Origin of the sequence: Vibrio sp. WZ-1 (assembly GCF_052037695.1) — a bacterium.
Taxonomy (GTDB): domain Bacteria; phylum Pseudomonadota; class Gammaproteobacteria; order Enterobacterales; family Vibrionaceae; genus Vibrio.
In genome coordinates this window covers 1-14,650 of the sequence record NZ_JBQEQR010000070.1, presented here as the reverse complement: position 1 = coordinate 14,650, position 14,650 = coordinate 1, and the positions used below count along the sequence as shown (strand labels likewise).

The following is a 14,650-nucleotide window of genomic DNA, read 5'->3' as shown; positions in this document are numbered from 1 at the left end:
AAAAGCGTTTTAATCGCGGCGAGAGGTTTGTAGCCTAGTTATTCTAAGCAAAATCCTCTCAACAAAGAGTAAAACGCTTTTAGCCGAACCCTTTGGGCAGCGTTTGTGGCTCCTTTCTACTGCGTTATCGGCTTATCAGGTAGGGCAACTACATTTCAAAGCCTCTGCCTCTTTCTTAGTTTATAAAGAAGGAAGAATCCACAAACGGCTGCAAAAATCAGCTCAAAAGGTCAATAGACCCTAGTTGAATTACGCCATTGACGCCTTCACATACACATCGAAACGGTTCTTTTTGGTTTCGATTGCCATGCTTGGCTTTTGCTCATCAAGCCAGTCCGCATAATCAGGGCGCTTGACCACCACACGCTTGCTCGCCAATGCCATTGCTGGAGCCAGCAAACCATCTGCATCAAGATCTGCACCAACCAAAGATTGGAATACGCGCATCTCTTTCTTTACTAATGCCGATTTCTTTTTGTTTTCAGGGTGTGGGTACATCGGGTCGAGATAAACCACATCTGGCTGAACGAAGTCTTTATCTTGCGCCAATTGTTCCAACGCATCATGGCTAGAAGCGTGAATCAAAGACATGCGCTCTGATACCCAAGTGCCAATTTCTGGATCGTGTTTCGCACGCGCCAAGCCATCATCCAGCAATGCAGCAACCACTGGGTGACGTTCAACCATTTGCACTTTACAGCCTAACGACGCCAATACAAACGCATCACGTCCTAAACCCGCTGTGCCATCCAGTACCGTGGGGGTTGCACCTTTGTTCAAGCCCGCGGCTTTCGCGATTGCCTGACCTTTACCGCCACCAAACTTGCGACGATGACCTACGGCACCACCAATCAAATCCACAAAGATTGCACCCAGCTTTGGCTCATCCACTTTACGCAGCTCTAAACGCTCTGTCGTAAGGACTAAGGCAAAGTCACTGTCATCAGTGTGAGAAAGCTGCCAACGCGCAGCGAGTTCATCAAGGTGAGACTGTTGAGATGGGTCTTCACAAATCAATTGCAGTTGCAAAAGGAGGCTCCAGTAAAAATCGGTTTAACTGGCGCTGAGTGTATACCTAATGGCCGGTGAATTGCTAGGCTAGCCTATTCACTCACTCTAGCACGATCGCTCTTGTTCAAGCTCTTCGACTAACTGCGCCAGAGGTTTGGGATGTCCGATAACATAACCTTGTCCATAATCGACACCAAGTTCTAGTAAATGATCGATAATCTGGCTGTTTTCAACAAACTCAGCGACCGTCACTTTACCCATCTGTTTAGCAAGATCATTAATCGAACGAACCATGACTCGATCTGTTTCATTCTTATCCATATCTTTCACGAATAGGCCATCAATTTTCACGATGTCTACTGGAAGTTTCTTTAAATAACCAAAAGAAGATAGGCCAGATCCAAAATCATCCAAAGCAATCATGCAGCCAAGCGCTTTCACTTTGGTAAAAAATGCGATCGCTTGATCAAGGTTACGCATTGCCGCTGTTTCAGTGATCTCTAAACAGATTTTATCGCAAGGCATAGAAGACGTTTCCAAACGCTCTAATAGAAAATCGATAAATTCCTGATTGCCCATTGAGTGACCAGATAAATTTATCGAGCATCGTCCAAGATTCTCCACCTTTTCTGGTCTTTGCTCGAACCACTCCAAGGTTTGATTCACCACTTGTTTATCAATCCAGTGAGCGATGTTGTAGCGCTCTGATGCTGGCATAAAGATACCGGGAGAGATGTATTCTCCTTGAGAATTGCGGATCCGCACTAATATCTCAAAGTTCATCTTCGAATCTTCGTGCTGTAGACAAAGAATGCGTTGCGCGAATAGCTCCAAACGTTGACCAGCTAGAGCATCGTGTACCAAATTAACACTTTGCATTTCTCGCTGTCGTTGCTGTACTTCTTCATTATCGTGGCTAAACAAATTGTAGCGATTCCGCCCTAGCTCTTTGGCCACATGACAAGCTGAATCCGCTTGTGCATGCACCATTTGCGGTGTTTCAGCTGTGTGGTCAATAACCCGAATACCAACGGAGCAACTCATATGCAAACGAATATCTTCCCAAATGAATGGCTGTTTACTCAGTGTCGAGATGATCGATTTTGCAATCATGATCGCCCCATGTTCACCACAATCTTTGAGTAATACCGCAAACTCATCACCACCCATTCGTGCCAAAATGGCACTATAAGGCAAGACCTCTTCCAACATACTGGCACAAAACTGAATCGCCGCATCACCAGCATCATGACCCGCGGTATCATTGAGCACTTTCAACTGATCAAGATCGAGATACAACATTGCGTGTACACGGCGATGACTTTCCACTTCTCGCAGTGCGGTTTGCAGCTCTAGTTCGAAGTGGTTGCGATTGTAAGTGTCGGTCAACAAGTCATAACGTGCTTGATATTCTAGCTGTTTGGCCAATTTTTTCGTTTCTGAGATGTCTTCACCCACGATCAGTAACTGGTCAGAATCTCGTAACGGACGAATATTTTCGCGAACCCAGACGGAATGACCGTCCGCATGAAGATACTCTATCTCTCTTCGCCACACACCATGGACAACATGGTTTGGCTGAAGCAAAACTTGACGCGGAAACAGTGCCTTGTCGTCTGCATAAAACTCTCGCAAACGATGACCAAGCATATCCAGCGGTTGATACCCCAACAGTTGCTGAGCAAAGCGGTTTACTTCTTGGATGCAGTTATTGCTGTCCAATGTCACCATCATCACTGGTTGCTGTTCGTAGTAATTACGTAGGCTCGCTTCACGCTGATAAAGCTTGTCTTCCATAAGTTTACGGCTGGTAATATCACGTGCCTCGAACAAGTATTGGTTTTCATTTCCGACCTTCTGAGAGAAAGGCTTGAGTGAAACTTCCAACACCATCGCACCATGCTCTTTACTCCAAATATCCGCTTCAAAAGTCGTCACCTGACGGTGATGAGTCTGAAAAAATTCTGATATTTTCTGGCGAGCATCAACACTCCAGTGCTTGTGGTGCCACAGTGGGCGATCAAGTCGTAAATCTTGGTGATAAAGCAGAGACTGTAGGCGATCGTTACCTGATTTTAGTAAACCGTGCTGGTCGAGTATGCCCATATACTGCATGCTTTGGTCGAAAACCGATTCTAAAATCGTTTGAGCCTCGCGGGCAGACGCTTCGCTACGACGAATACGTTGTAAGTAATAGCTCAGCAGCAAAATTACGATGGACATCAGCACAAACACGCTGCCAAAGACTTTGATTTCTTTTGCAAAACGTTGTGAAAACGGCATCGGCTTATTGAGAAATACTGCCGATGGCTCTTGCTCTACTCCTAGCCCCCAGCGAACCACAGATTGATAATCCAATTTAATTTCAGATTTACTTTTTATGACTGCTGGTAACGGTGCTTTAGGGTTATCTAACACCTGCTCAAGCAATTGAGCTGCCTCAAACCCCTGTCGGTAGCCACTTTGGATCACTCCGCCCACAGCTCCATGCCCTAAACCAATATCGTGCACCATAAACAAAGGGGCGGTAGAAGCTTGATTCACCTCGCGCCAGTCACGATCCGTGCTAACTACACCATATTTATCTCGGTAATAGGTCCAAAACAATACGACGTTATCTTGGGTTAATTCTGATACCTGTTGTTTGAGCTCATCGATCGTATCTGGCACTAAATGTGTCACTTTGTGGCGATATTTGGGTGTTTGTCTGAGAAATTCAGCAACCTGAGATCTAAGTGCCGCCCCTGTAACAGAATGGTCACTCACAATGAGGATTTGTTGGAATTTAGGGTGCAGTCGCTCGATCAACTCTAAGTTCGCCGCCAGATCAACATCTTCAATTACGCCAGTCGCGTTAAGTTGGTGATGTAGAGCCGCTTGATAATTATTGATACCACTAAAGATAACTGGCGTATCTTTAATTACTGGTGCTAGACGTTGCATTAATGCCAACGCATTGTTGTCACTGACGACAATGGCATCAAAGCGCTCTTTGGAAAGTTTAGTGCGATATAGAGACTCAAGTTGCTGGAAAAACGTAGGACTTTGATTACGTTTTGAATCCAAATATAAAACACGCATGTCCAGTGGGCGGTCAGCCACTTGCTGCGCAATTCCCCTTTGAATTGAATCCGTCCAGAAAAAACCTTGATGATAGGAATGTACAACAAGAACTTTTTGTTCTTGTGCAATAGCAACTGCACTCCAGAATATTGCGATAAAAATCAGTAAAATCTGCACATCATCTCCGTGAGATCAGAGCCAACTCTCGGTTATCTCTGCCTAAACCTTGTGAATCCTATTCATGGTGAGTATAAAATGAACTCAAAGCCTCATATCCTAGCGGAATTACTAATATGAATGCGAGTCTACCCAAACTCGATGACCTTGATCGCGCCATTTTAAAAACCTTGATGGCCGATGCTCGAACACCTTATGCAGAAATGGCCAAACAATTTGATGTTAGCCCTGCCACCATCCACGTTCGCATCGAGAAAATGAAAGCCGCCGATATCATCGAAGGGACAGAAGTTATCGTCAATACCAAAAAGCTAGGATACGATGTATGTTGCTTTATTGGCATCAACCTTAATGCTGCACGCGACTATCACTCAGCACTAGAAAAGCTCAACGCTCTCGATGAAGTGGTAGAAGCTTACTACACCACGGGCGCGTATAACATATTCGTTAAATTGATGTGCAAGTCAATTGAGGAGCTGCAATTTGTATTGATTGATAAGCTTCAAGCGATCGACGAAGTGCAATCTACCGAGACGCTGATTTCACTGCAAAACCCAATCAATCGCAACGTCAACCCATAACAAGTTGAATCAATAAATAAAAAACGAATCTGAAAATAAAAAAGGGCAGCCACTTGGCTGCCCATCTTGATTCTCAATGAGATTACGCTGCGATACCAGAATGGCGCAGTAGCGCATCGATTTCAGGCTCACGACCACGGAAGCGCTTAAATAGCTCCATTGGTTCTTCACTACCACCCATTTCTAGGATGTTGTTCAAGAAACTTAGACCAGTTTCTTTGTTGAAGATGCCTTCTTCTTCAAAGCGAGAGAACGCATCTGAAGACAACACTTCTGCCCACAGGTAGCTATAGTAACCTGCGCTGTAACCACCCGCGAAGATGTGACCAAAACTGTGTGAGAAACGTGCCCACTCAACCGCTGGTACAACTGCCACTTTCTCTTTCACTTCAGCCAAGGTTTCAAGCACACGAGCACCCACTTCTGGGTCGTATTCTGTGTGCAGAGTGAAGTCGAACAAGCCGAACTCTAGCTGACGTAGGATGCCCATCGCCGACTGGAAGTTCTTCGCTGCTAGCATTTTATCTAGCATCGCTTTTGGTAGCGGCTCGCCAGTCTCGTAGTGACCAGAAATAAACGCCAGCGCGTCTTCTTCCCAACACCAGTTTTCTAGGAACTGACTTGGTAGCTCAACCGCATCCCAAGGCACACCGTTGATGCCCGATACCGCGCCTGTTTCTACTTGCGTCAGCATGTGGTGGATACCGTGACCAAACTCGTGGAACAGAGTCACCACTTCATCGTGCGTAAACAGTGCAGGCTTGTCGCCCACAGGACGGTTGAAGTTACACGTTAGGTAAGCAACCGGTGTTTGTAGCTCGCCTGATAGCGTTACGCGACGACCACGGCAATCGTCCATCCACGCACCGCCACGTTTGTGTTCGCGTGCGTATAGATCTAGGTAGAAGCTGCCGCGCAGTGTACCTTCGCCGTCGAAGATATCGAAGAAACGCACTGATTCGTGCCAAGTATCCACGCCTTCACGTTCTGTCACTGTCATACCAAACACGCGGTTTAGCACTTCAAACAGACCACTTACTGCTTTTGATTCAGGGAAGTAAGGACGAAGTTCTTCATCCGAAATTTGGAATAAGTGCTGCTTTTGCTTCTCGCTGTAGTACGCGATGTCCCACACGTTTAGCTCGCTAACACCAAATTCTGCGTTAGCAAACTGGCGTAGCTCTTCGATTTCACGTTCACCTTGTGGTTTCGCTTTGGTTGCCAAATCGTTCAAGAAGCCAAGAACTTGCGCTGGATTCTCTGCCATTTTAGTTGCCAGAGATTTCTCGCTGTAAGTGTTGAAACCCAACATACGAGAGATTTCATGACGCAGTTTTAGCTGCTCAGTGATGATTTCTGAGTTGTCCCATTTGCCTGCATTTGGACCACGGTCAGAAGCACGCGTTACGTACGCTTCGTACACTTCTTTACGTAGGTCTTGGTTATCACAGTACGTCATCACCGGCAGGTAAGACGGGATATCTAGCGTGATTAGGTAGCCATCCAGCTCTTTTGCTTCTGCTGCCGCTTTTGCTGCTGCAAGTGCAGATTCTGGCATACCCGCTAGGTCTTTTTCGTCGGCAACGTGCTTCGTCCAACCCATGGTTGCATCCAGCACATTGTTAGAGAATTTTGAGCTCAGCTCAGACATGCGCTTGCTGATTTCGCCGTAGCGATGTTGCTCGTCAGATGGTAGACCGATGCCCGAAAGCTCGAAGTCACGTAGAGAATCCGAAATGGTCTTCTGCTGTGCACGCGTTAGCGTCGCGTACTCTTCGCTGGCTTTGATCGCTTTGTACGCTTCGTAAAGACCTTTATGCTGACCAACCCAAGTACCGTACTCAGACAGGATTGGTAGGCAGCTTTCATACGCTTCACGCAGCGCTTCGCTGTTCACTACTGAGTTCATGTGACCCACTGGTGACCAAATGCGGCTCAAGCGGTCATCCGCTTCTTCAATTGGCGCGATCACACTGGTCCAGCTTGGGTTTGCGTTGTCTTTTAGTACCTCGTCAACCTTGGCACGACAATCCGCAATCGCCTGCTCCACTGCAGGTTTAATGTGTTCTGGTTTGATTTGCGAAAACGGAGGAAGATCCGTAAACGTAAGAAGTGGATTAGACATGAATAATTCCTTTTGTGTTTTGGCTCTGTATTTGCCCATTTGCATTTGCATAGAAATAGGCGAACTCAATGCACAGGCAAGCCAACAACATGGATGGGGGGATCTCCGTTCCCTTTCTCGATGCAGCAATGACCAAATCGGTCAAAGAGTGCTTACTCTGTCCTTGAGTCTTGTTATGCCTAAGTCAGGTTTCGCACTCTATTGGAGCGGTGCAATCCCACTTAGGTTCAATTTGTTTACTCATACTAAGTATGGGTGACTTAAAGAAATTTCAATAGCGAATCCCTATCAGTGATACTGATTTGAATCGAAGTTCTACTTCTTTAAGTTACTTGAGTATAATACCGCCATATCGCGAAAATCACAGACCACACTCAGTCAAAGAGTGTTTCGAGAGTTTAATTTGTTAAGTTACCGCCACAGCTTCCACGCTGGCAACCATGCTGACGTGGTAAAACACATCGTTCAAAGCCTCATTCTTGATGCGCTAAAGCAGAAAGATAAGCCGTTTGTTTATCACGATACCCACTCGGGTGTGGGACGCTACGATCTGACTCACGAATGGTCTGAGAAAACGGGCGAATACAAACAAGGCATCGCGCGCATTTGGGACAACCCAAACATTCCTGAAGACATCGCAAGCTACATCGATTCAATCAAAACGTTGAACAACGGTGAACAGCTGCGTTACTACCCAGGTTCACCACGTGTTGCACGTGCGCAAATCCGCCCACAAGACCGCATGGTTCTGACCGAGCTACACCCAGCCGATCACCCGCTACTAGAGCAAGAGTTCCATCGTGATCGCCAAGTGAGCATCTATAAAGAAGATGGCTTTAAGCGTCTGAAAGGCAGCCTACCACCGCAAGAACGTCGTGGTTTGGTGCTGATTGACCCACCATACGAGCTAGCGAAAGAGTACCGCGACGTCGTGCAAGCGATTTTCCAAAGCCACAAACGTTGGGCAACAGGCATCTACGCGATTTGGTACCCAGTGGTAAACCGCTGCGATATCGAAGACATGATTGAAGGCTTGGAAGGACTGGGGATCCGCAAGATCCTGCAAATCGAATTGGGCGTATCTCCAGACACCAACGAGCGCGGTATGACCGCATCGGGCATGATCGTGATTAACCCACCGTGGAAACTGGAAAGTCAGATGAAAGAGATTCTGCCATTCCTGCAAGAAGCGATCGCGCCAGCAACGGGTCACTGGAAAGTTGACTGGATCGTTCCAGAATAAAAAACACTGAATTTCAGAAGCTTAAAGCGCGACGATGACCTCGTTGCGCTTTTTTTTATTTATTTTAGGGAAAGTGTCTGCTCTGGCAGGGAAATGTATGCCTTATTCCGCTTTGCTATCCTCTCATCGCTATTTGTCATAAGTAATGTCACTTTTTCCCATTTAGGAAATTGCTAGACTCGATTTATGATAGGGACAACGGATCATGCTTAAGTCACTTCAACAGGCTTAGGCAGGTAACAATTTATTTAGGGATGTTGAGTTCATCACCCACTACCCCAATGTAATTGTTGTCAGACAAAAATTAATAAGCTCTTGGAGAAAGTAATGGCGACTCATTTTGATTATATCTGTATCGGTGGCGGCAGCGGCGGCATTGCATCAGCAAACCGTGCGGCAATGTACGGTGCTAAAGTAGCGCTTATCGAAGCTCAAGACCTTGGCGGTACCTGTGTAAACGTTGGTTGTGTGCCTAAAAAAGTAATGTGGCACGGCGCGCAAGTTGCAGAAGCAATGAACCTGTACGCAGAAGACTACGGCTTCGATGTAGATGTAAAAGGTTTCGACTGGAGCAAACTGGTTGAGAGTCGTCAAGCTTACATTGGTCGTATCCACCAATCTTACGATCGCGTTCTTGGCAACAACAAGGTAAACGTGATTAAAGGCTTTGCTAAGTTTGTTGACGAGAAAACGGTAGAAGTAAACGGTGAACACTACACAGCGGATCACATCCTGATCGCAGTGGGTGGTCGTCCAACGATTCCAAACATTCCAGGCGCAGAATACGGCATCGATTCAAACGGCTTCTTCGAGCTTACTGAGCAACCAAAACGCGTTGCAGTGATCGGTGCAGGTTACATCGCGGTAGAAATCGCCGGCGTTCTGCATGCACTAGGCACAGAAACACATCTATTCTGCCGTAAAGAATCACCACTGCGTAGCTTCGATCCAATGATCATCGAAACGCTAGTAGAAGTGATGGACGCAGAAGGCCCAACGCTACACACCCACTCTGTTCCAAAAGAAGTGGTAAAAGAAGCAGACGGCAGCCTAACTCTGCACCTAGAAAACGGCGAGAGCCAAAACGTTGATACCCTAATCTGGGCAATCGGTCGTCACCCAGCAACTGACGCTATCAACCTAGCATCAACTGGCGTTGCAACGAACGATCGTGGCTACATCAAAGTAGACGAATACCAAGAAACGAACGTGAAAGGCATCTACTGTGTCGGTGACATCATGGAAGGTGGTATCGAGCTAACACCAGTAGCAGTGAAAGCGGGTCGTCAACTTTCTGAGCGTCTGTTCAACAACAAACCAAACGCGAAGATGGACTACGATTTGGTACCAACTGTGGTATTCAGCCACCCACCAATCGGCACTATCGGTCTAACGACTCAAGAAGCAGAAGAGAAGTACGGCAAAGACAACATCAAAGTCTACACGTCTGGCTTTACTGCGATGTACACAGCGGTTACTAAGCACCGTCAACCATGTAAGATGAAGCTAGTGTGTGCTGGCGAAGAAGAAACGGTTGTTGGTCTACACGGCATCGGCTTTACCGTTGATGAAATGATTCAAGGCTTCGGTGTAGCAATGAAGATGGGCGCAACCAAAGCAGACTTCGACTCTGTTGTGGCTATCCACCCAACAGGCTCAGAAGAGTTCGTGACGATGCGTTAATCACTTTGCTGATTTAAGCAGATAAACAAAAAGGGTCATCAATTACTTGATGACCCTTTTTTATTCACGTTTTCCAACGTTCGGGGGTATTTCGGAGCCGTTTGCGCGTTTTACTTAACTGCGCGAACCAATTCAGCAATACCTTCCCAATCGCCGCTGTCCATCATTGCGGTTGGCACCATCCAAGTACCGCCACAAGCGACAACCGATTTCAGCGCTAGGTAATCTTCCACATTAGATGGGCTTACACCACCTGTTGGCATGAATTCCACTGGGTAAACTGCGGTTAGTGCTTTAAGCATGTTTACGCCGCCTGAAGGCTCAGCAGGGAAGAACTTCAGGGTACGTAGACCCATTTCCATCGCTTGCTCAACCAAGCTTGGGTTGTTCACACCCGGTACGATTGTCACGTTGCGTTGCTGACAGTATTTCACTGTGGTTGGGTTGAAACCCGGGCTCACAATGAAGTCCACACCCGCTTCAATCGCAATGTCCACTTGTTCAGTTGTCAGTACTGTACCAGCACCGATCAGCAGTTCTGGGTACGCTTCACGCATGATGCGGATCGACTCAGCCGCCGCTTCAGTGCGGAATGTCACTTCCGCACATGGTAAACCGTTTTCTACCAACACTTTTGCCAGTGGCAGAGCGTGTGCTACATCGTTGATTGCGATAACTGGGACGATTTTGATTTCTCTTAATCGTTGTTCAAGTGTTGTCATGGGTAACCTCTAAAGAATAAAGCTTAATGTTGCTACGATAATAAATGCGATACCACCAAGTAAAGTTTCCATTACCGTCCAAGTTTTTAGCGTTGTTTTCTCATCCATCTCTAGTAGACGAGATACTAACCAGAAACCAGAATCGTTGAAGTGAGAAAGCACTGTTGCACCACCTGCAATCGCGATAACGATAAAGCATAGGTCTAGCTCGCTCAAACCAGTTGATGCTGCCACTACCGGCGCGATAAGTGCTGCAGTTGTCGTTAGTGCCACGGTTGCTGAGCCTTGGGCAACGCGCAGACAGGTAGAGATAACAAACGCCGCTACGATCACTGGCATGCCAGTGTCAGTTAATACGTCTGCAAGTGCATCACCGATACCACTTGCACGCAGTACGCCACCGAACATACCGCCCGCACCAGTTACTAGGATAACGCCACAGATAGGCGCCAATGAATCGCCACACAGCTTCTCAAGTTTCGCCATGCCGTAGTCTTTTGCAAACACTGCAAGACAGACGATTAAGGTAATCAGTAGTGCAACTGGCGTTTTACCTAGCATACGTAGGAACTCAACCAGTGCTGTTTTGCCATCAATCACACCCGCAACTGCTAGCGTGTTCAATACTGTATCTAAACAGATTAGCAGTACAGGCAGCACTAGGATGGTCATTACTGTGCCAAATTTTGGCAGTTGTGCATCTTCAACTTGCGTATCACCGTTGAAGAAGGCTTTTGATAATGGGATATCGAATTTCTTGCCCGCGTACAAACCAAATAGGTAAGCGCCTAGGTACCAAGTTGGAATAGCCACTAGGATACCAACGACAAGCAGTAGACCAATGTTTGCGCCTAGGAATTCTGCTGCCGCAACAGGACCAGGGTGTGGAGGAACAAAGCCGTGCATTACTGCAAATGCACCTGCTGCTGGTAGTGCGTATTTGATTGGCGAACCACCAAAGCGTGCTGCCACACTTAAGATGATTGGCATCATTACTACTAGGCCAGCATCAAAGAAAATTGGGAAGCCGAACAGCAATGACGCGACACCCAATGCAAATGGTGCGCGCTCTTTACCGAAGCGCCCAATCAAAGTATCTGCCAGCACTTTTGCACCGCCAGTCACTTCTAAAATTTTACCGATCATTGCACCAAGACCAACCAGCAAAGCAACAGATGCCAGTGTGCCACCGAAACCACTCATCATGGTTGGAACTACTTGGTCAGAAGATACACCAGTCGCCAGCGCTGTACCTAAACTTACTACCGTAAGCGAAGCAAACGCGTGCACTTTGAGCTTAATAATCAATACAAGTAACGCCGCAATCGCGAGGACTGCAATCGTTAGTAGGAACGTAGGGTCTGGAGCTTGGGTTAGCTGTTCCATGGGTTCACCTTTAAGAATTATTGTTTGTGTTGTGGTTCACATTTATTTGAGTTACCGGTAACATGTTACCGGTAACTCAAATAAGATAAACCCATATTTTAAAGTGAATTCAAAAATTGAGATCACGCGCAAATTTGTTATGAGGATAAGTTATGGCTGGTAGTAGTGTCGTCGTTATGGGCGTTTGTGCGAGTGGCAAAACCACAATTGGTGAGCACTTGGCGAAGAAGCTGGGACGTAAATTCATTGATGGTGATGATCTTCACCCACGAGCAAACATTCAGAAAATGGCATCAGGTCAGCCTCTGAACGACGACGACCGCAAACCTTGGCTAGAACGTATCCGCGACGCTGCTTATAGCTTAGAAAGCAAAAACGAGCACGGCATTATTGTCTGTTCGGCACTAAAAAAGATTTATCGTGACCAAATCCGCGAAGGCAACGAGAACGTAAGCTTCCTCTTCCTAGACGGCAGCAAAGAACTGATCCTTGAGCGCATGCGTGCTCGCCAAGGTCACTTCATGAAAGAGAACATGGTCAACAGCCAATTTGAAACGCTAGAGCGCCCAGAAGATGAGCCTCGCACCATTTTCGTCAGCATTGATGCAACCATCGAAGAAGTCGTATCGAACGCAGCGGAACTCATCCTAATGCAAGATGAGGCGATGGCATGACTCATCAAGTAATTTTAGATGTTACTCAACGCTTAGTTGAGCGCAGCCAAGAAGCGCGTGCGGCGTTTCTTGCTCGCACTGAAGTCCAAGCAGAAACAGGTAAAGGCCGCGTCGGTCTGTCTTGTGGTAACTTAGCTCACGCTGTTGCGGCATCCTGTTCGTCTGAAAAGAAAAATATTCTGGATTTCACTCATTCCAATGTGGCGCTGATCAGTGCTTACAATGATATGTTGAGTGCCCACCAGCCGTACCAACACTACCCTGATCAAATCAAGCAAGTACTGTCTGGTTATGGTCACACCGCGCAAGTTGCTGGCTGCGTTCCGGCAATGTGTGATGGCGTGACTCAAGGTCAAGCCGGTATGGATATGTCACTGTTTTCTCGTGACTTAATTGCTCAATCGACGGCTCTTTCACTGAGCCACAATGTGTTCGATGCGACCTTGCTGCTGGGTATCTGCGACAAAATCGCACCGGGACAACTGATGGGCGCGCTGTCTTACGCACATCTACCAACGGCGTTTGTGCCAGCAGGTTTGATGGCAACAGGCATTAGCAATGAAGAAAAAGTCGACGTTCGCCAAAAATACGCAGCGGGCGAAGTAGGTAAAGACGCACTGCTTGATATGGAGTGTCGTGCTTACCACTCGGCGGGGACGTGTACCTTCTACGGAACCGCAAACACTAACCAACTTGTGTTTGAAGCCATGGGTTTGATGCTGCCAGGTTCAGCATTTATCCATCCACATACTGAGCTACGTAAGGCGCTGACTGATCACGCGGCTCTTAAAATCGCGGCAATGAATGCAGGTTCAGTCAATTTCCGTCCATTGTCTGAAGTTGTCACAGAAAAGAGCCTCATCAACGGCATTATCGCGCTGTTGGCATCGGGCGGTAGCACCAACCACACTATCCACATGTTGGCGGTGGCGCGTGCTGCAGGTTTGATTCTGACATGGCAAGACATCAGTGACCTATCTGAAGTGGTGCCACTGTTGGCGCGCGTTTACCCGAACGGTCCAGCTGACATGAACGCGTTCCAAGAAGCGGGCGGCGTACCTGCTCTATTACATCGTTTGGACGAGTCTGGCTTGCTTCATCGTGACGTGAAACCGGTATTCGGCGAATTCAAAGACCAAATGACGCTACCTGCGCTAGTCGATGGCAAACTGACTTGGACACCATGTGGTGGCAGCCAAGACGGCGAAGTAATTGCTGCGCCAACGCAAGCTTTCCAAAACACCGGTGGTACTCGCGTACTTCACGGTAACTTGGGTAAAGCAGTGGTGAAAGTATCTGCGGTAAAAGAAGATCAGCGCATCATCGAAGCGCCAGCGATCGTATTCCAATGCCAACACGAAGTGGAAGCGGCGTACAAACGCGGTGAGCTAAACCAAGATTGCATCGTGGTCGTGACGCACAATGGTCCTGCAGCGAACGGCATGCCAGAGCTGCATAAACTGATGCCAATTCTCGGCAACGTGCAGAAAGCGGGCTTTAAAGTCGCACTAGTTACGGACGGTCGACTATCTGGTGCATCCGGTAAGATTCCATCAGCAATCCACGTATCTCCAGAAGCAATTCGTGGCGGCGCGATTGGCTTGGTGCGCAATGGCGACATCATCCGCGTTGATTGCCAAACTGGCGAACTGAATAACCTAAGCGACGTTACGGGTCGGGAACTGTTAGAGATGGATACTGAAGCCAAGCAACAGACTTGGGGTCGTGGTTTCTTTAGCGTGATTCGTCAAAGCGTTTCGAGCGCAGAAGAAGGCGCAAGCTTTATTGTTTAAGGCTGGAAGAAAGACCCCGTCATTCCGACGAGCCTAAGCGAGATCAGGAATCTACTATCAAAGTGCTGTGAAGTGAGAGGAAACATCCCTGCCACAGCACTTTTTGTTGGCAGATTCTGAATCACGCTCGTCCCTCGCTGTTCAGAATGACGAGCTTTGGGGTTGGCCACTTTTCTTTTTAAATAAATGAAT

The 14,650-nt window shown here is 47.3% G+C and carries 11 protein-coding genes; 5 read left to right on the top strand and 6 right to left on the bottom strand.

Features of this window, described 5'->3' with window-relative positions; all coding sequences use genetic code 11:
* Positions 1–249: 249 nt before the first annotated feature.
* Both ACTS60_RS10110 and ACTS60_RS10105 read right to left on the bottom strand, forming a co-directional pair.
* Positions 250–1,029: a class I SAM-dependent methyltransferase gene (locus ACTS60_RS10110; RefSeq protein ID WP_010444895.1), complete on the bottom strand. Its 780-nt coding sequence runs from the start codon at positions 1,027–1,029 to the stop codon at positions 250–252.
* 87 nt (positions 1,030–1,116) lie between these two features.
* Positions 1,117–4,251 (bottom strand): ABC transporter substrate binding protein, encoded by a 3,135-nt coding sequence (locus ACTS60_RS10105; RefSeq protein WP_440888116.1) that lies wholly within the window; start codon positions 4,249–4,251, stop codon positions 1,117–1,119.
* Positions 4,252–4,367: 116 nt separating this feature from the next.
* Between ACTS60_RS10105 and asnC the strand changes: the two genes are divergently transcribed.
* Positions 4,368–4,832, top strand: a complete 465-nt coding sequence (gene asnC, locus ACTS60_RS10100; RefSeq protein WP_010444891.1) for a transcriptional regulator AsnC — start codon at positions 4,368–4,370, stop codon at positions 4,830–4,832.
* 82 nt (positions 4,833–4,914) lie between these two features.
* Here the strand turns inward: asnC and prlC are convergent, their stop codons facing one another.
* Positions 4,915–6,957: an oligopeptidase A gene (prlC, locus tag ACTS60_RS10095; protein ID WP_440888115.1), complete on the bottom strand. Its 2,043-nt coding sequence runs from the start codon at positions 6,955–6,957 to the stop codon at positions 4,915–4,917.
* A gap of 403 nt (positions 6,958–7,360) precedes the next feature.
* Between prlC and ACTS60_RS10090 the strand changes: the two genes are divergently transcribed.
* Together ACTS60_RS10090 and gorA are read left to right on the top strand one after the other, a co-directional pair.
* Complete coding sequence (locus tag ACTS60_RS10090; protein ID WP_440888114.1) at positions 7,361–8,200, top strand: 23S rRNA (adenine(2030)-N(6))-methyltransferase RlmJ; 840 nt, start codon at positions 7,361–7,363, stop codon at positions 8,198–8,200.
* Between the two features lie 327 nt (positions 8,201–8,527).
* Positions 8,528–9,883 carry a glutathione-disulfide reductase gene (gorA, locus tag ACTS60_RS10085; protein ID WP_010444881.1) on the top strand — a complete coding sequence of 452 codons (1,356 nt, stop codon included), beginning with the start codon at positions 8,528–8,530 and terminating at the stop codon, positions 9,881–9,883.
* 110 nt (positions 9,884–9,993) lie between these two features.
* Here the strand turns inward: gorA and ACTS60_RS10080 are convergent, their stop codons facing one another.
* Positions 9,994–10,605 carry a bifunctional 4-hydroxy-2-oxoglutarate aldolase/2-dehydro-3-deoxy-phosphogluconate aldolase gene (locus ACTS60_RS10080; RefSeq protein ID WP_081234424.1) on the bottom strand — a complete coding sequence of 204 codons (612 nt, stop codon included), beginning with the start codon at positions 10,603–10,605 and terminating at the stop codon, positions 9,994–9,996.
* A 9-nt stretch (positions 10,606–10,614) separates the two neighbouring features.
* Positions 10,615–11,991, bottom strand: a complete 1,377-nt coding sequence (locus ACTS60_RS10075; RefSeq protein WP_071234810.1) for a GntP family permease — start codon at positions 11,989–11,991, stop codon at positions 10,615–10,617.
* 152 nt (positions 11,992–12,143) lie between these two features.
* Between ACTS60_RS10075 and ACTS60_RS10070 the strand changes: the two genes are divergently transcribed.
* Complete coding sequence (locus ACTS60_RS10070) at positions 12,144–12,665, top strand: gluconokinase (protein WP_050917801.1); 522 nt, start codon at positions 12,144–12,146, stop codon at positions 12,663–12,665.
* Positions 12,662–14,458, top strand: coding sequence for a phosphogluconate dehydratase (gene edd / locus ACTS60_RS10065; protein ID WP_440888113.1), 1,797 nt, complete (start codon positions 12,662–12,664; stop codon positions 14,456–14,458). Before ACTS60_RS10070 ends, edd begins: the two co-directional genes overlap by 4 nt.
* Here edd and ACTS60_RS10060 read toward each other — a convergent pair.
* On the bottom strand, positions 14,455–14,650 hold a 196-nt coding region (locus ACTS60_RS10060), incomplete at its 5' end, for a hypothetical protein (RefSeq protein WP_440888112.1). The genes edd and ACTS60_RS10060 overlap by 4 nt on opposite strands.